This window comes from Comamonas sp. CMM03 (assembly GCF_019218715.1).
GTDB classification, from domain to species: Bacteria; Pseudomonadota; Gammaproteobacteria; order Burkholderiales; family Burkholderiaceae_C; genus Comamonas; species Comamonas terrigena.
The window spans coordinates 253,992-270,914 of the sequence record NZ_JAHUXB010000002.1 but is presented as its reverse complement, the minus strand read 5'-3'; the positions used below and the strand labels follow the sequence as shown (position 1 = coordinate 270,914).

Annotated in this window: 19 protein-coding genes; 8 read left to right on the top strand and 11 right to left on the bottom strand. The window is 64.5% G+C overall.

Features of this window, described 5'->3' with window-relative positions; translation table 11 throughout:
- Window positions 1-17: 17 nt before the first annotated feature.
- From KW830_RS08005 to coaD, 3 genes are all read left to right on the top strand, one after another.
- A complete protein-coding gene (locus KW830_RS08005) occupies window positions 18-1,373 on the top strand; it encodes a pitrilysin family protein (protein ID WP_218332764.1) in 1,356 nt (451 codons plus the stop codon).
- A complete protein-coding gene (gene rsmD / locus KW830_RS08000; RefSeq protein ID WP_370626104.1) occupies window positions 1,370-2,131 on the top strand; it encodes a 16S rRNA (guanine(966)-N(2))-methyltransferase RsmD in 762 nt (253 codons plus the stop codon). Before KW830_RS08005 ends, rsmD begins: the two co-directional genes overlap by 4 nt.
- Before the next feature lie 312 nt (window positions 2,132-2,443).
- The gene (gene coaD, locus KW830_RS07995) at window positions 2,444-2,938 is read left to right on the top strand and encodes a pantetheine-phosphate adenylyltransferase (RefSeq protein WP_066539442.1); all 495 of its coding nucleotides are present in this window, start codon (window positions 2,444-2,446) and stop codon (window positions 2,936-2,938) included.
- Window positions 2,939-3,006: 68 nt separating this feature from the next.
- Here the strand turns inward: coaD and KW830_RS07990 are convergent, their stop codons facing one another.
- The 5 genes from KW830_RS07990 to KW830_RS07970 all read right to left on the bottom strand — a co-directional run bounded on the left by KW830_RS07990 (window position 3,007) and on the right by KW830_RS07970 (window position 6,887).
- A complete protein-coding gene (locus KW830_RS07990; RefSeq protein ID WP_218332763.1) occupies window positions 3,007-4,131 on the bottom strand; it encodes a putative zinc-binding metallopeptidase in 1,125 nt (374 codons plus the stop codon).
- A 143-nt stretch (window positions 4,132-4,274) separates the two neighbouring features.
- Window positions 4,275-4,595, bottom strand: coding sequence for a BON domain-containing protein (locus KW830_RS07985; RefSeq protein WP_066539439.1), 321 nt, complete (start codon window positions 4,593-4,595; stop codon window positions 4,275-4,277).
- 120 nt (window positions 4,596-4,715) lie between these two features.
- The gene (locus KW830_RS07980) at window positions 4,716-5,141 is read right to left on the bottom strand and encodes a hypothetical protein (protein WP_225608758.1); all 426 of its coding nucleotides are present in this window, start codon (window positions 5,139-5,141) and stop codon (window positions 4,716-4,718) included.
- Window positions 5,142-5,173: 32 nt separating this feature from the next.
- A complete protein-coding gene (locus KW830_RS07975; protein WP_083520533.1) occupies window positions 5,174-5,338 on the bottom strand; it encodes a DUF1328 domain-containing protein in 165 nt (54 codons plus the stop codon).
- Window positions 5,339-5,531: 193 nt separating this feature from the next.
- On the bottom strand, window positions 5,532-6,887 hold the full coding sequence (locus KW830_RS07970) for a CHASE3 domain-containing protein (protein WP_066539437.1): 1,356 nt from the start codon (window positions 6,885-6,887) through the stop codon (window positions 5,532-5,534).
- Window positions 6,888-7,030: 143 nt separating this feature from the next.
- Between KW830_RS07970 and KW830_RS07965 the strand changes: the two genes are divergently transcribed.
- Window positions 7,031-7,663: a response regulator transcription factor gene (locus tag KW830_RS07965; protein WP_218332762.1), complete on the top strand. Its 633-nt coding sequence runs from the start codon at window positions 7,031-7,033 to the stop codon at window positions 7,661-7,663.
- 65 nt (window positions 7,664-7,728) lie between these two features.
- Here KW830_RS07965 and KW830_RS07960 read toward each other — a convergent pair whose 3' ends face one another.
- From KW830_RS07960 to gpmA, 4 genes are all read right to left on the bottom strand, one after another.
- A complete protein-coding gene (locus tag KW830_RS07960; RefSeq protein ID WP_066539435.1) occupies window positions 7,729-8,106 on the bottom strand; it encodes a response regulator in 378 nt (125 codons plus the stop codon).
- Between the two features lie 132 nt (window positions 8,107-8,238).
- Entirely contained in the window at window positions 8,239-8,982 is a 744-nt protein-coding gene (locus KW830_RS07955) for a molybdopterin-synthase adenylyltransferase MoeB (RefSeq protein WP_218332761.1), read from the bottom strand.
- A 92-nt stretch (window positions 8,983-9,074) separates the two neighbouring features.
- Entirely contained in the window at window positions 9,075-10,511 is a 1,437-nt protein-coding gene (locus KW830_RS07950; RefSeq protein WP_066539431.1) for a S41 family peptidase, read from the bottom strand.
- A gap of 104 nt (window positions 10,512-10,615) precedes the next feature.
- Entirely contained in the window at window positions 10,616-11,359 is a 744-nt protein-coding gene (gene gpmA / locus KW830_RS07945) for a 2,3-diphosphoglycerate-dependent phosphoglycerate mutase (RefSeq protein ID WP_218332760.1), read from the bottom strand.
- 168 nt (window positions 11,360-11,527) lie between these two features.
- Here gpmA and KW830_RS07940 point away from each other — a divergent pair, with 168 nt between their 5' ends.
- The 4 genes from KW830_RS07940 (at window position 11,528) to KW830_RS07925 (ending at window position 14,123) form a co-directional block, all read left to right on the top strand.
- A complete protein-coding gene (locus KW830_RS07940; protein ID WP_066539429.1) occupies window positions 11,528-11,935 on the top strand; it encodes a rhodanese-like domain-containing protein in 408 nt (135 codons plus the stop codon).
- Window positions 11,936-12,017: 82 nt separating this feature from the next.
- Window positions 12,018-12,275, top strand: coding sequence for a glutaredoxin 3 (gene grxC, locus KW830_RS07935; protein WP_066539428.1), 258 nt, complete (start codon window positions 12,018-12,020; stop codon window positions 12,273-12,275).
- A 129-nt stretch (window positions 12,276-12,404) separates the two neighbouring features.
- Window positions 12,405-12,863 carry a protein-export chaperone SecB gene (secB, locus tag KW830_RS07930; RefSeq protein ID WP_066539427.1) on the top strand — a complete coding sequence of 153 codons (459 nt, stop codon included), beginning with the start codon at window positions 12,405-12,407 and terminating at the stop codon, window positions 12,861-12,863.
- Window positions 12,864-13,133: 270 nt separating this feature from the next.
- Window positions 13,134-14,123 carry an NAD(P)H-dependent glycerol-3-phosphate dehydrogenase gene (locus tag KW830_RS07925; RefSeq protein WP_218332759.1) on the top strand — a complete coding sequence of 330 codons (990 nt, stop codon included), beginning with the start codon at window positions 13,134-13,136 and terminating at the stop codon, window positions 14,121-14,123.
- A gap of 126 nt (window positions 14,124-14,249) precedes the next feature.
- On the opposite strand, the gene KW830_RS07920 is transcribed toward KW830_RS07925, so the two are convergent.
- Both KW830_RS07920 and lysA read right to left on the bottom strand, forming a co-directional pair.
- Window positions 14,250-15,212 carry an aldo/keto reductase gene (locus tag KW830_RS07920; RefSeq protein WP_218332758.1) on the bottom strand — a complete coding sequence of 321 codons (963 nt, stop codon included), beginning with the start codon at window positions 15,210-15,212 and terminating at the stop codon, window positions 14,250-14,252.
- Window positions 15,213-15,528: 316 nt separating this feature from the next.
- Entirely contained in the window at window positions 15,529-16,776 is a 1,248-nt protein-coding gene (gene lysA, locus KW830_RS07915) for a diaminopimelate decarboxylase (protein WP_218332757.1), read from the bottom strand.
- Window positions 16,777-16,923: the final 147 nt, after the last annotated feature.

The following is a 16,923-nucleotide window of genomic DNA, read 5'->3' as shown; positions in this document are numbered from 1 at the left end:
CCAGGAGAGATTCGGTCATGAAGAAGATGAAAACCATTGCGGCCTGCGCCTATGCGGCGTGCACCTTGGCGGGTCTGGGCGTGAGCAATGCCTGGGCACTGCTGCCGATCCAGCACTGGACCCAGGCCAGCGGCGCCCAGGTCTGGCTGGTGGAAAGTCCCAGTATTCCCATGGTGGATGTGCAGGTGGCGTTTGATGCCGGCAGCCGCCGCGACCCGGTGGACAAGTCCGGTCTGGCCACCGCGGTGGCGTTGATGGCTTCCAAGGGCGTCAAGGCCGACGGCAAGGCGGCGGCGCTGGACGAGAACCGGCTGGGCGAAGCCTGGGCCGATCTGGGGGCTTCCTTCGGAGCGGGCGCCGGGCAGGACAGCTTCAGCTATTCGCTGCGCAGCCTGACGGTGCCGGATCTGCTGAACCGCTCGGTGGACCTGGCTTCGCGCCAGATGGCCCAGCCCAGCTGGCCGCAGGAGGTGTGGCAGCGCGAGCGCGCCCGCTGGAGCGCGGCCATCCAGGAAAGCAGCACCCGCCCCGGCACGGTGGCCGGTCGTGCCTTCGGCAAGCTGGTGTACAGCGGCCACCCCTACGGCATGCGCACCACGGAGCAGACGCTGGCCCATATCCAGCTGGGCGACATGCAGGCCCTGCATGCGCGATCGTTCCAGGCCTGCCGTGCCAAGGTCAGCGTGGTGGGGGCGGTGAACCGTGCCCAGGCCGACACCCTGGTGCAGCAGTTGCTGGCCCGTCTGCCTGCCAACGACGGCAAGGGCTGCCAGCCCCTGCCCGCCGTGGGAGAGGTGCCGGCCTTGAGCAAGGCGGTGGAGGAAAAGATCCCCTTCCAGTCTGCCCAGGCCCAGGTGCTGATCGGCCAGCCCGGCATTGCACGCAAGGACCCCGACTTTCTGGCCCTGCTGGTGGGCAACCACATTCTGGGCGGCGGCGGCTTTGTGTCGCGCCTGATGGAAGAAGTGCGTGAAAAGCGCGGCCTGACCTATGGCGTGAGCAGCGACTTTGCGCCCGGCCTGCATGCCGGTGCCTTTGTCATCAGCCTGCAGACGCGGCCCGACCAGGCCGAAGAGGCGCTGAAGGTCTCGCGCGAGGTGCTGGCCCGGTTCGTCGCCGAAGGCCCCACGGAAGCCGAGTTGCAGGCAGCCAAGGACAATCTGATCGGTGGCTTCGCCCTGCGCATCGACAGCAATGCCAAGCTGCTGGGCAATGTGGCCAATATCGCCTGGAACGGCCTGCCGCTGGACTATCTGGACCACTGGACCGACCGCATTCAGGCCCTGACCGTGAACGACATCCGCGCTGCCGTGCAGCGCGTGCTGCACCCGGACCGCATGGTGACCGTGGTGCTCGGAGAAAAGAACAAGTGAGCCGCAACAGTTATCGCACCCTGGACGAAGCCTTGGCCGTGGAGGCCAAGCTCAAGCGCCGCCAGGAAAAAGCCCAGCAGGAGGCCGAGGCCGCAGGCGCTGCCGTCAAGAACGCCGCCAAGGCGTCTGCGGCCCGCGCCAAGCAGGGGGGCGGCAACAAGGCGCCGCGCCAGGGCAACACCGGCAGCGGTGAAATCCGCATCATCGGCGGCGCATGGCGCCGCCGCCGCCTGCCCGTGGCCACCCGGCCCGGCCTGCGTCCCACGCCCGACCGCGTGCGTGAAACCCTGTTCAACTGGCTGGGCCAGGACCTGGGCGGCTGGCGCTGCATCGACGCGTTTGCCGGCACCGGTGCACTCGGGCTGGAGGCCGCCTCGCGCGGCGCCGCCGAGGTGTGGATGGTGGAGCAGGACGCGGCGCTGACCGCGCAGATCCAGCAGTTGCAGCAGCAACTGGGTGCCACGGCGGTGCGTGTGCAGCGTGGCGATGCGCTGGCGGCGCTGAAGCAGGCGGCGCCCGGCCAATGGCATGCCATCTTTCTCGACCCGCCGTTCGCTGCCGACACCTTGTTCCAGCCCGCCTTGCAGGCGGCCGCCCAGGCGGTGGCTGCCGATGGCTATGTCTACCTGGAAGCGCCCGCAGCCTGGGACGATGCCGCACTGGAGGCTTTTGGTCTGCAGGTACACCGCTACCTGAAAGCCGGCATGGTGCATGCGCATTTGCTGCGCAAGCGCCCGGAGGCCGCGGCAACGGCCTGATGCCGCCGCAGCACCAGCGCGCTGGCGGATTGTGCAAGAGGCCCCAGGGGCCTCTTTTTGATGGTGCGCAAGCAGGGCAGCACCCGCGACCGGCGGCGCATGCGCCATGGCCGTTGCCACCGGTTGGCGGTGGTTTTTCCGCATTCAGGGAATGCGCTGTGGGGGGAGGCTGCCCGTGCCGATTCGGTGGGTGGTGCGCATGGGCCTGGTGCTCCATGCGCAGCCATCTTTCAGGGGACAGGCGGGCCGGATGGGCAGCGGCATAATGGCGCTGCTTTTTTTGACAACCCTGCAGAACAAGGAGGCCTGTCCATGTCCCATCCCCCGGTGATTGCTGTCTACCCCGGCACTTTCGACCCCATCACCCTGGGCCACGAAGACGTAGTGCGCCGTGCCTGCCAGCTGTTTGACCGGGTGATCGTGGCGGTGGCGGCGGGGCACCACAAGAAGACGCTGTTCACGCTGGACGAGCGTCTGGAGATGGTGCGGGAGGCGGCGGCGCCGTACCCTAACGCCACGGTGGAGAGTTTCTCCGGCCTGGTGCGCGACTTTGTCGTGGCCAAGGGCGGCAAGGCCATGGTGCGCGGCCTGCGTGCGGTGACCGACTTCGACTATGAATTCCAGCTGGCCGGGATGAACCGCCACCTGATGCCCGAGGTGGAGACCGTGTTCCTGACGCCGGGTGACAAATACCAGTTCATCAGCAGCACTTTTGTGCGCGAAATTGCCTCGCTGGGCGGCGAGGTGGACAAGTTTGTTTCCGACAGCGTGCAGGCGCGCCTGATGGCCAAGGTGGGACGCGCCTGAACCCGGCCAGGGGGCGGAGAAATGCCCTCTGATGTCTGGCCGTTGGTCGCTGGTTTTGGAAGCGCCGCTCAGCGGGCGGCGGGCTGGTAGGGCGTGAGCAGGTCGTGCACAAAGCGCAGCTTGGTGATGGCACCACTGGACAGGGCAAACGGATAGGCATGGTCCTGGCCCAGGCTGCGGTTCAGGCTGTTGAGCAGCAGGGTCAGCGGCACCCAGGCGCGCAGCATGGCGTCGAAATTGCGGCCTTGCGGTGTGAACGGGTCCTGCATGGTGTGCGGCCCCAGCTCTCCCGGGATGGTCAGCTGCGTGCGGTAGCTGGCGGCGGTTTCCATCAGATCCACCATGTGCAGATAGTGGGCCCAGGTTTCGGCCCAGTCCTCCCAGGGGTGTGCGGTGGCATAGGCGCTGACATGCTGCTCCTCCCAGCCGTAGGGGCCGGCAGGACCCACGTGGTAGTGGGCCTGCAGTGCCTGGCCATAGTCCTGGCGCTCATCGCCAAACAGGGCGCGGAACTGTTCCAGGGCGTCTGGCTGGGCATGGACCAGCACATCCCAGTAGAAATGCCCGGATTCATGGCGCAGATGGCCGATCAGCGTGCGGTAGGGCTCATGCAGTGCCATGCGGCGGCGTGTGCGTTCGTCGTCATCGGCTTCGGCCACGTTCAGCACAATGGTGCCGCTGCGGTGGCCGGTCATCACCGGCTGGCCGGGTTGGTCGGCCAGGAACTCGAACTCGGGCGCCGCCACGCCGTCCAGGCGGGTCAGGTGCAAGCGGGCCAGGGTGTAGAACAGCCGGCGCTTGGCGTCTTCGATCACTTTCCAGCGGCGCAGATTGGCGGGGTCCGACAAATCCGGCAGCCAGCGGGTTTGCCGGCAGGAAATGCACAGCGTTTGGGGATCGTCCGCAGGCACGGCAAAGTTGCACGCTTGGTAGGCCGTGTGGTTGCTGCACAGCCGCCAGCGGCCGGAGCCCGTGTGGCCGGCATCCATGGTCTGCCAGAGTTCGGTCGCAGGGGCAGCCGTGGGCAGGGCCTGGACGGCGGGCACCGCGGCGGCGCCTGTGGGAAGAGCCGGCGTGAGTGCAGCCATGCGCAGCCATTCGGGCACAAAGGCCAGCGTGCTGCCACAGTGCACGCAGCAGGTGCTGTCGAAGAAAACTAGGTGACCGCAGTGATCGCAATTGAAGGCGCGCATGGCGTGTAGCTTACCGAACGGCAAAGCCCCAAAAAAATGCCGGCAAACGCAAGCATTTGCCGGCACCAGGGGGCTCGGGGCCCCCGTCATGGAAGTGCTGCTGCGCTGCAGGCGCGGTGAGCGCCCGCAGCGCAGCGCGGGGGTCAGGGACGGACCACGATGCTGTTTTGCACGGCCCGGACGTTCTTGGTGTTGCGTGCAATGGATTCCGCACGGTCTTTTTCGGCCTGGCTCTTGGCAAAGCCCGACAGCTGCACCGTGCCCTTGAGGGTCTCCACACTGATGGCGGTGGCCGACACGGACTTGTCTTCGGCCATCTTGGCCTTCACCGCCGTGGTGATGGCGGAGTCATCGACATAGGAACCCACGCTCTGCTGGTCGCGGACCACGGCACAGCCGGTGGTGACCAGGACGGCGGCGCCCATCAGGACAGACAAGGTGATGGCACGGGTGGTTTTCTGCATAGAAGCTCCTTATGTGGTTTGTTGGGGGAGAGAACGAAAAAGAAGGTGAGGGGACCGTTGCCACCGTGGACGCCTCAGGGCGAGTACCCACGGTATGGGGGGCGGTGGTGTGCCACCGCCTCAGCGGCGGCGCGAGCCCATCAGCAGTGCGGCGACGGCGGCACCCGCAGCGGCGGCCAGCAGGATGGACTTTCCGGGCTGCTCCACCACATAGCGCGTGGTGGCTTCGGATGCCTGCTGGAACTGGCGGCGTGCGCGTTCGGAGCTGTCGGCGCAGAACTGGATGCTGCGCTCCGCCATGGCCTGTGCCTTGGCGGCGAAGTCATCGATGGAAGGACTGAGCTCGCGCTCCACAGCGCTGAAACCGTCCTGGGCCTTGTCAAAGGCATGGCTGGCCGCCGCACGGGTATTGCGCATGGCGTCGCGGGCGCTGTCGGCCACGTTGCCGGCAAATTCCTGGGCACTGTGGGCCGCTTCCTTGGCGGCATCCCGGGTGGCATCTGCGGCCTGGTCTACGCGCTTTTGGGTGTCTTCAGAAAATGGCATGTCATGGATCCTTTATAGGGTGAGGGCAGCATTCATCCTTTTTTGAGAAGACTGAGCACAAAAGTGATGACGGCCATGATCACGAACACATAGAACAGAATCTTGGCAATGCCCACTGCGCTGGCAGCAATGCCGCCAAAGCCGAATACGGCGGCAATCAGGGCGATGACCAAGCAGACGATGGCGTAGTGCAGCATATCGTTCTCCGCTAAGAGTGAACCCGCTTCCCAATGTTGGAAGGCAGATGGACCACTGTAGGGGCAGCTGTAACAGCGAGGTGACGGTCCCGGAGAAAGCTCGGCGTCAGCCGGCAGGGTGCAGGCACGTCAGTCCAGGACTACAAAAAAATGGCTTGCCGTAGCAAGCCTTGGGGAGCCAGGGGGCGGGGTGTCAGGCGGCAATCGAGGACTGGGCCGTGGGAATCACCGCAGAGATGGTGGTGCCGTCGCCCAGCGCGGAGGTGACGGTCAGGCGGCCGCCTGCGGCTTCCACCCGGTGGCGCATGCCGGCCAGACCGTGCGAGTTGGGGCGCACGCTGTGCATGTCAAAACCGTTGCCATTGTCCTGAATCTGCACCGCCACATAGGTGGGGTAGTTGTGCACGCTGACCACCACCCGGGATGCACTGGCGTATTTGCCGATATTCGTCAGCGACTCCTGGACGATGCGGTAGACCGTCAGCTGCGTGGCGTCGGGCAGTTCCACCTGTTCCAGGCTGCTTTCCACCTCGATATTGGAGCGCTGGGCGAATTCGCGGGTCAGGATTTCCAGTGAGGTCGTCAGGCCCAGGTTGGAGAGGGACGACGGACGCAGGTCTTCGATGATGCGGCGCTTGAGGGCAATGCCGCTGTTGAGGGTTTCCGTCAGGTGCATGATGCGGTCCGCCACTTCGGGTACCGTCATGTCGATGCGGGATTTGAGGCGGGCCACGTCCAGCTTGGCCGCTGTCAGCAAGGATCCCAGTTCGTCGTGCAATTCGCGTGCGAGATGGCCGCGTTCGTCTTCGCGCACCTGCTGCAGGTGGTTGGCCAGTTCGGTCAGGGTGGCGGTGCGCTCGCGCACCAGGTCTTCCAGGCGGCTGCGTTCCTCGCTCTGGATTTTCTGTTCCCGCTTGTGCACATCCTCCAGGGTGTGGGTCTGGCGCAGGTACATGTAGAACGCCAGCAGGCCGATCACCGTCACGGTGGCAATCCCCAGGCGGGACAGCCACAGCGCGTTCTCGACATCGCTGCGTTTGGCCTCTGCACGGGCGTCGCTGCGCTCCGTCAGCTGCCGGGTGTAGCTGCGGATGGCGTCCATGTTCTGCTTGCCCATGTCGGTGAACATGACGAAGCGCCAGGCTTCCTCATTGCCTTCGCGGAAGAGGCGCAGGCTCAGCTCCATCTCGGCCGTCTTGCGGGAGACCTGGCGGGACAGGGGAGAGAAGATGGTCAGGTCATCGGGCTCATCGATGAACAGCTCGCGCAGCTGGTCCATGTCACCGTTGATCGATGTGATGGCCTTGTTGTAGGGCTCCAGATAGCGTTCGTCACTGGTCAGCAGATAGCCCCTCAGCCCGGTCTCTGCGTCCAGCATGTTCTGCATCAAATGGTTGATGGCATTGCGCGTGCTTTGGGTGTGCGCCATGGCTTCAAGCGCCTGGTTGGAGCGCTGGTACCCAACCTCATTGATCGCCACCATGGCGATGGCTGCCAGCATGGCCAGCGGCAAGCTGATGGCCATTCGGCGTATTTGGGACCATTTCATCGAAATCCTCCTGCGGTCAGGAGTGTGGTGCAGTTATTCTGCATAATCAAGTTGCTTCAGACGCGATGTACGTTAGCAATGACCAGTTGGTTTCTGCATACAGAAACCTGACTGCGTGCCTTACTCAGAGGAGAAACGATTCGATGATCAAAGTAGGCATAGTCGATGACCACGCGATTGTTCGTCAGGGTTTACGCCAATACCTGTCCGAACATGTGGATTTACGGGTGGTGGGGGAGGCTTCGAATGGCCGTGAAGCCATTGATCTGGTGAGAGAGCAAGAAATTGATGTATTGCTGATGGATTTGTCCATGCCTGGGCAAAGTGGCCTGGATGCCTTGGCCATGTTGCGCGCCAAGGCTCCGGATATGGGAATTCTGATTCTGAGCGGTTATCCCGAAGAGCATTACGCGATCAATCTGATCCGTCAGGGTGCCAGTGGTTATCTCAACAAGGAATGTGATCCCAAGGAAATTGCAGAGGCCATTCGCACGATTGCGCTGGGGCGCCGCTATCTGACGCCCACGGTGGCCGATCTGCTGGCGCAGCAACTCAATCGCAAGGACGATGCGCCGCCCCATGAGCAGCTGTCAGAGCGTGAATTTCAGGTTTTCCTGAAATTGGCCAAGGGAGAAACAGCCGGCGATATTGCCAAGTCACTGTCTCTGAGTGTAAAAACTGTAAGTACGTACAGAACGCGTTTGATGGAGAAAATGGCACTCTCCTCCAACAGCGACCTGACTTACTACGCGTTGAAAAACAAGCTCATTGATTGAACGCTGTGGCCCATGAAAAAAGCTGCCGGAAGGCAGCTTTTTTCATGGGCGGTTGTAGGCGGGTTTTATGCCGCGGCACTTTGCTGCGTGCAGTAATCGACCAGCGCATCGATTTCATTGGATTTATCGAATACCGCATCCACGCCGAGCTGGGAGCAGCGCGCCCGAACATCGGCCGTGGCGTAGTTGCTGAGCACCACCATACGCTGCTGCGCGGAACGTTCCTGGCAGGCCGCCAACACGCCGAGGCCGCTGCCCTGGCGCAGGAACAGGTCCACGATGGCGATATCCCAGTGGTGGCCATTGGTGGACAGCCAGGCCGTGCCTTCGGCTTCGGTTTCCGCAATACCAACGGTCTCCACATCGGCCAGCTCAGAGAGCGTTTCGATCAGGTTCTCGCGAATCGTGGCGTTGTCTTCAACGATGTATGCGCGCAGTTTCACTGTAGATAACCATCAAGTGGGGGGACGCAATGCGGACATGGTAGGGTGGCATGGCAAATGCCGGTGTGCACTTTGTACGGACCATTCTGCCAGCCTCTGAGATGTAAAAGGGTAGGCAGAATCCTACATTTTTTAACCACATACCTTGCATTCTGTGTTGCGGTGCGCGCGCATCCGGCTCCATTCCATGCTGCGACCCTCCAGCATCAGCAACTGGCCCGTCATGGGCGTGCCTGCCCCGGAAAGCAGCTTGAGGGCTTCCGTGGCCTGCAGGCTCCCCATCACGCCGACCAGCGGGGCAAAAACGCCCATGGTGGAGCATTGCACCTCTTCAAACTCGGCATCGGCGGGGAACAGGCAGGCATAGCAGGGGCTGTCGGGCTGGCGCGGGTCAAAGACACTCAGCTGCCCGTCAAAGCGGATCACCGCCGCAGCCACCAGCGGAACCCGGTGGCGCATGCAGGCGGCGTTGATGGCGTGGCGCGTGCGGTAGTTGTCGCTGCAGTCCAGTACCACACTGGCGCGCGGCACCGCCTGGTCCAGCAGCGCGTCGTCGGCACGCTGCTGCAGGCAATGCACTTTCACGCCGGGATTCAGCGCATGCAGTGCGGCGGCCAGGGACTCCACCTTGGGCATGCCCACCCGTTCGGTGGTGTGGCCGATCTGGCGCTGCAGATTGGTCAGGTCAACGGTGTCGTGGTCCACCAGCGTGATCTCGCCGACACCGGCCGATGCCAGAAACAGCGCGGCCGGGCAGCCCAGGCCGCCAGCACCGATGACCAGGGCGTGGGCATCCAGAATGCGTTGCTGGCCTTCGATGCCGACCTCATCCAGCAGGATGTGGCGTGAGTAGCGCAGCAGTTGATCGTCATTCATGGCAGTGGGCCCATATCGTTGCGGGAAATGAAAAAGCCGGGAGCATGGCGTCCCGGCTTGGGTGAGCGGCGCAGGCGGGAAGCCTGCCGTGCTCATTCTTCCTTGGTTTCTGCGGGGCGCTCGGTCAGGGTCTTGCTGACCTTCACCGACTTGCCTTGCAGCTGGTTCAGCGCCTGGCGCAGCTGGAAGTCCTTGTCAGAGCCGAACTCCGGCAGGCGGCGCTCGGAAGCCGGCTTCTTGGCCTCTTCTTCCAGGCGCTTGCGGGCTTCTTCACGGGCCTTCTCGCGGGCTTCGTCCTTGACTTCCTCACCCTGGCCGCTGGACAGGTGCTTTTCCAGATCGGCTTCGCGCATGCGCAGCGCCGCATACATATCGCCCTCGGCGGTTTCGTCCACCATCACATCGGGCACGATACCCTTGGCCTGGATGGATTTGCCGCTGGGCGTGTAGTAGCGGGCCGTGGTCAGCTTCAGGCCGGTGTCCGGACCCAGGGGGCGCACGGTCTGCACCGAGCCCTTGCCGAAGGTCTGGCTGCCCATGATGGTGGCGCGGTGGTGGTCCTGCAGCGCACCGGCCACGATTTCGCTGGCGGACGCCGAGCCTTCGTTGACCAGCACCACCAGCGGTACCTTCTTCAGTGCGGCGGGCAGGCGCTGCAGCGGATCACCCTGGCCGCGGCGGGCGTAGAACTCGGGGTCGGCCTTGAAGGTGGCCTTGCTTTCCTGCAGCTGGCCGTTGGTGCTGACCACAGTCACGCCCTGGGGCAGGAAGGCAGACGAAATCGCCACGGCCGCATCCAGCAAACCGCCCGGGTCATTGCGCAGGTCCAGCACCAGGCCCTTGAGCTGGGGGTCCTGCTTGTAGATTTCTTCGACCTTGCGCACAAAGTCGTCCACCGTGCGTTCCTGGAACTGGCTCAGGCGGATCCAGCCGTAACCGGGCTCGATCAGCTTGCCCTTGACGGACTGGGTCTTGATCTCTTCGCGCGTGATGGTCACCGGAAAGCTGCGGCTCTCGTCCTTGCGCAGAATGGTCAAGGTCACCTTGGTGTTGGGCTCGCCACGCATGCGCTTGACCGCATCGTTCAGCGACAGGCCCTTGACCGCGGTTTCGTCGATCTTGGTGATCAGGTCGTTGGTCTTCAGGCCGGCGCGGTCGGCCGGGGAGCCTTCGATCGGGGAGACGATCTTGATCAGACCGTCTTCCTGCGTGATCTCGATGCCCACGCCCACAAAGCGGCCCGACGTGCCTTCGCGGAATTCCTTGAAGGACTTCTTGTCGAAGTACTGCGAGTGCGGATCCAGGCTGGCCACCATGCCGGAGATGGCATCGGTGATCAGTTTCTTGTCATCGACCTGCTCGACATAGTCGGTTTTGACGATGCCGAACACTGCGGACAGCTGCTGGATCTCTTCCAGTGGCAGCGGCGTCATGGCGCCGCGCGCCACGGTCTGCAGCGATACCGTGGTGAGTGCACCAGCCAGTGCGCCCACCGATACCCATCCAGCAATTTTCAGTTTTTGGCCCATAGATCCATACCTTTGACACAGCAATATACACCGGGGGCCTTGGCCCTTTGGGGGTCTGGGGTCCGAACCCGGTGCAGATACCTAGAGCGTGGTGCGGCCCCGCGTCAGGCCTTGCCCTGGGCGGCCACGGCAGCGGCGGCCTTGGCCGCGGCTTCGGCGTCACCCAGGTAATAGCTGCGGATGGGCTTGAGGTTGGCGTCCAGCTCGTACACCAGGGGGATGCCGTTGGGCACGTTCACGCCCACGATGGCGTCATCGGCAATATTGTCCAGGTACTTGATCAGCGCACGGATGGAGTTGCCGTGGGCGGCCAGCACCACGCGCTTGCCGGCCAGGATGGCGGGGGCCAGGGCGTCGTTCCAGAACGGCACCACGCGGGCCACGGTGTCCTTGAGGCACTCGGTCAGCGGAATCTGCTCGGGCTGCAGCTCGGCGTAGCGGCGGTCGCCGCGTTCGCTGCGGGGGTCGGTGGCTTCCAGTGCGGGTGGCGGCACGTCGTAGCTGCGGCGCCATTGCAGCACCTGGGCTTCGCCGTACTGCTTGGCCATGTCGGCCTTGTTCAGACCCTGCAGGCCGCCGTAGTGGCGCTCGTTCAGGCGCCAGCTGTGTTCCACCGGCAGCCAGGTGCGGTCCATCTCGTCCAGAGCGTGCCACAGCGTGCGGGTGGCGCGCTTGAGCATGCTGGTGAAAGCCAGGTCGAAGTCATAGCCTTCGGCCTTGAGCAGACGGCCTGCGTTCTTGGCCTGTTCCACGCCAGTGTCGGTCAGGTCCACATCGGTCCAGCCGGTGAAACGGTTCTCGAGGTTCCAGGTGGATTCTCCGTGGCGGATCAAAACGAGCTTGTACATGGGGTCCCTTGGCGCTTCACGCGCGCTGCAAACAAAGAAGTGGGCGGATCGTCGAAAACCACGATTTTAGGCCGCCCGGACCGCCCTTGGCAGCAGTCAAGCCCGTGCGCGGGGGCAGGCCGGGGAACTCCCCCTAGAATTGCGCGGTTTGCTATCCCGAGGATTGACGTGCAATTTTTCATCGAGAACTGGTATTTGTTCCTGCTGGCCATTGGTTCCGGCGCACTGCTGATGGTGCCTGCCCTCAAGGGTGCGGGCGCTGGCAGCCTGACTCCGGCCGACGCCGTGCAGCGCATCAACCGCGAAAAAGCGGTGGTCGTCGATGTGCGCGAGGCCGAGGAATATGTGACCGGCCACATCACCAACGCCAAGAACATCCCCCTGGCCCAGCTGGACGAGCGCCTGCCCCAGGTGGCCAAGAACAAGTCTGTTCCCGTGGTGCTGGTCTGCGAGAAGGGCGCCCGCGCCGTGCGTGCCGAAGCCATGGCCAAGAAGCTGGGCTATGAAAAGGCCCAGGCCCTGGCCGGTGGCATGAAGGGCTGGCGCGATGCCGGCATGCCGGTTGTAAAGGCCTGATCCGCCCCCATATAGAGCGGATATGCAGCCGGGGCTCCCCCTGCGTACCGGTTGCAGCCCCTACCACCGAGGAGAGATTTCCATGCAAGCCGTCAAGATGTACACCACTGCCGTGTGCCCGTACTGCATCCGTGCCAAGCAGATCCTGAAGTCCAAGGGCGTGGAGCAGATCGAGGAAGTGCGCATCGACACCGATCCCGTTGCCCGCGACCACATGATGCAGTCCACCGGACGCCGCACGGTGCCGCAGATCTATATCGGCGACACCCATGTGGGCGGTTGCGACGATCTGATGGCGCTCGATGCCAAGGGCGGTCTGCTGCCCCTGCTCAACGCCTGATCCCTGCGGCGTGCCCATGCCCAGCCAGACCGCCACTGCATAATGCACGCTACGCCCGCTGCGCAGCCTCTGCGCCGGCGGGCTTTTTTTGTATAGCTCCGGTTGCTTTAGACCTGAAAGACTGACTCCATGTCCGAACAAGAAAACCCCGTGTTCCAAATCCAGCGCGTCTACCTGAAGGATCTGTCGCTGGAACAACCGAACTCGCCCGCCATCCTGCTGGAACAGACCCAGCCCAGCGTCGACATCCAGCTGGGTGTGGAAGCCACCCCTGTGGCCGAAGGCATCTTTGAAGTGGCCGTGACTGCCACCGTGCAGACCAAGATCGAAGACAAGACCGTGTTCCTGGTGGAAGCCAAGCAGGCCGGCATCTTCGAAATCCGCGGCATCCCCGAAGAACAAATGGGTGGCGTGATCGGCGTGGCCTGCCCGCAGATCATCTATCCCTACCTGCGCGGCAACGTGGCAGACATCGTGACCCGCGCCGGCTTCCCGCCCGTGCACCTCGCGGAAATCAACTTCCAGGCCATGTACGAGCAGCAAGCCGCTGCCCAAGCCGCTCAGGCCGACGGCGCACTGCCCCAGTAAGCACCGCAGGCAGGCGGCCCTGGTGCCGCGCGCCGATGTGCTCTGGACAAAGAGGCCCTGCGGGGCCTCTTTGCATTGGGGCATGCCGTTACCCGGCTGCCTTGCTCCGGGTTCGGATAACTTTCGGATACCTGTGGCCTGCTGCGCCGCACCAAGGCGGGTGTGGCAGCGCGTACCATGCAGGCTGCATGTCCCGTGCTGCGCTGCAGTGCCGGGAAAGAACAAACCTTCAACGTGCCGCTCAAGCCTATGGAAACTGCACAAGCAGCTATGAAAATCACAGTGATTGGCGCCGGAGCCTGGGGCACGGCCATGGCCATGTCGGCAGCCGCCCACCCCGCCGGCCACCAGGTGTGCCTGTGGGCACGCGATGCCGTGCAGGCCCGGGAGATGCACGACAGCCGCCAGAACATGCGCTATCTGCCGGGCCTGGCGTTTGCGCCGGGCCTGCAGGTGGTGCAGGGCGATGCCCTGGATGCCGTGGCCGAGGCCGAGCTGGTCATCATTGGCACGCCCATGGCCGCATTGCGCGAATGGCTGCAGCGGCTGCAGCATCTGCATGCGCCCGTGGCCTGGTTGTGCAAGGGCTTTGAAGCCGGTACCGGCCTGATGCCGCACGAGGTCTGCGCCGAGGTGGCGCCCCAGCTGCGCTGCGGCGCCCTGAGCGGTCCCAGCTTTGCGCAGGAGGTGGCGCGCAGCCAGCCTTCGGCCCTGGTGGCCGCCAGCCGCGATGCCGGCGTGCGCCATACGCTGGTGGAGGCACTGCACAGCCCTTCGCTGCGCGTGTACGGCAACGATGACATCGTCGGGGTGGAAGTGGGCGGCGCCGTGAAGAACGTGATGGCCATTGCCTCGGGTCTGTGCGACGGCCTGGAGCTGGGACTGAATGCCCGCGCCGCGCTGTTGACCCGCGGCCTGGCCGAGATGACACGCCTGGGCGTGGCCCTGGGCGCCCGGGCCGACACCTTCATGGGTCTGTCGGGTCTGGGGGACCTGATGCTGACGGCCACCGGCGACCTGTCGCGCAACCGCAAGGTGGGCCTGCTGCTGGCCAGCGGCATGGGCCTGGCCCAGGCTGTGGAGTCACTGGGCCATGTGGCCGAAGGCGTGTACAGCGCCCGCACCGTGCTGGCCCGCGCCCAGGCCCTGGGTGTGGACATGCCGATTGCGGCGACGGTGGTCGACCTGCTGGACGGCAAGGTGGCACCGGCCCAGGCTGTGCACCGCCTGATGGAGCGCGACCCGAAGCAGGAGCGCTGAGCCGCTGGCCGACCCCGCGCAGGCGGACGGCGCTCCTTAGACTGAACGGCCTGGCATCTGCGCAGGCCGTTCGCTTTTTTGCCTGGGCGGGGCGCTGCGGCGCATGCGCACCAGCGCACCAGCGGCTCAGTCCTCCCGGCTGGCGTCGTCCAGTGTGGCCAGTGCCGCAGCATCCAGCTGCAGCGTGGCGGCCGTGACCAGGGATTGCAGCTGCGCCAGGCTGGTGGCGCTGGCAATCGGCGCGGCAATGCCGGCTTGCTGCAGCAGCCAGGCAATGGCCACCTCGCCGGGCTGGGCCTTGTACTGGGCGGCCACCTGCTCCAGTGCATCGACGATGCGCAGGCCGCGCGGGTTCAGGTACAGGCTGGTGGTCTTGGCGCCGCGCAGGCTTTTGCCGACATCGGCCTCGCTGCGGTATTTGCCGGTCAGAAAGCCGGCTGCCAGCGCGTAGAAGTTGATCACGCCCACGTTGCGCGCCACGCACAGCGGCTGCAGCTCTTTTTCAAACACGGCGCGGTCGTACAGGTTGTACAGCGGCTGCAGGCTGTCAAAGCGCGCCAGGCGGTGCCGGTCGCTGCAGTCCAGTGCCTCGGCCAGGCGCTGGGCGCTGTAATTGCTGGCGCCGATGGCGCGCACCTTGCCGGCCTGGATCAGCTCGCCCAGCGTACCCAGCACATCTTCCAGCGGAATGTTCGGATCGTCGTCATGGGTCTGGTACAGGTCGATGTAATCGGTCTGCAGGCGCGTTAGCGAGGCATCCACCGCCTGCTTGATGTATTTGGGGTGCAGGCCGACCTTGCCGTCGCCCATGTCCTTGCCCAGCTTGGTAGCCAGCACCAGTTGCTTGCGCTTGCCGCTTTTTTGCAGCCACTGGCCGATGAGGGTTTCCGATTCACCGCCCACATGGCCCGGTACCCAGCGCGAGTACACATCGGCCGTGTCGACGAAGTTCATGCCCGCGCCCAGCCACGCGTCCAGCAAGGCAAAGCTGGTGGACGGGTCCACCGTCCACCCGAACACATTGCCGCCAAAACACAGCGGCGACACCATCAGCGGCGATTGGCCCAGAGGGCGGGTGGGAAAGGACATAGGGGTCTCCAGTCAGGGAAGGGCAGATATTGCGTACCCATGGTATACAGGGGCTTACCACCAAAAGCTATGAATAAATGAGCTGAACACACAGCTGCAAGGGCGTGTGGGCCATGTTCCTATCCAGGTGCTGTGGCTATTCTGGCGCTGTCGCCACCCCGGTACGTATCGCCTGCAGGACAGCCCACAGCCGCTGGCGGCGAAGGGCGGCAGGGGGATGCAAAAAAGCCATCCGAAGGTGGCTGAAGTGCATTCACAGCGCTGTGGCCTGTCGTCCCACCAGGTGGTGCAGCACCGCAGGCCGGGCGGTCAGGGTTTACAGGCCCAGTTCGAGCGCCAGCAACTGGTCCACGGTCTGGCGGCGGCGAATCAGGCGGGCCTGGCCTGCGTCGACCAGCACCTCGGCCGCCAGCGGCCGGGTGTTGTAGTTGCTGGACATGGAGCTGCCATAGGCGCCCGTGTCGTGGATCACCAGCAGATCGCCTACGCTGGCACCGGCCAGGCTGCGGGGCAGCACCACGCCGCCGTCGCCCTGGGTGAAGACATCGCCCGATTCGCACAGCGGGCCGGCCACCACGCTGTCCTGTGCGGGCAGTTGCTGGCCGTCACGGCGCAGCACGTCCATGCCGTGGTAGCTGCCGTACATGCTGGGGCGCATCAGTTCGTTGAAGCCGGTGTCGACCAGCACGAAGTGGTTGCTGCCCGCGTTCTTGGTGGCACGCACGGTGCCCAGCAGCACGCCGGATTCTGCGACCAGGAAGCGGCCGGGCTCCAGCTCCAGACCCAGACGGTGGCCAACGATGGTTTCGGCCTGCTGGCGTGCCGCATTCCACAGGCCGTGGTAGTGCGCGGTGTCGATGGTGGCATCGCCCGCTTTGTAGGGGATGGACAGGCCGCCGCCTGCGGAAATCGCATGCAGGTCCACGCCGGCCGCCTTGGTGCGTTCCACCAGCTGGACCATGGCGCCGCAGACTTCCTGCAGGTGGCCGTAGTCCACGCCCGAGCCGATGTGCATGTGCAGGCCGGCAAGCACCAGGCCGCCGGTCTTGATGGCTTCCAGCGCCGCTTCCAGTTCGCTGTGCCAGATGCCGTGCTTGCTATGCTCGCCGCCGGTATTGGTCTTGTTGCTGTGGCCGTGGCCGAAACCGGGGTTGATACGCAGCCACACATGGTGGCCCTTGGATGCTGCGGCCAGCTGGTGCAGCATGTCGATGGAGCCGGCGTTCACGGGCACCTGGTGTTCCACCACGGTGGCCAGCGTGGCTTCGTCCATCACATCGGCGGTGAAGACGATGTCGGCCGGTTCGCCAAAGCCCGGTGTGAAACCGGCGGCCAGAGCGCGCAGGATCTCGCCGCGCGAGACGGCGTCCACCTTCACGCCCTGCTCGCGCATCAGCTGGAGGATGTGGATGTTGGAGCAGGCCTTCTGGGCAAAGCGCACGGTGTCAAAGGCCTTGAGCTGGGTAATGCGCTCGCGGATGGTGGCGGCGTCATACACCCACAGCGGCGTGCCGAATTCGTCGGCCAGGGCCCACAGCTGGGCGGGGGAAAAAGGGTTGCTCATGGTCTGGATACTCTGCAATGGATAGCGGCTTTGGCGCACAGGAGGGTGTGCGTGCGGTGCGGGCAAGATGAGCCATCCGGCACGGTGGCCCACCCCTTGGACGCAGAGAATGCCGCAGTGGGTGTATTTGGTCTAATGCTTTGTTGT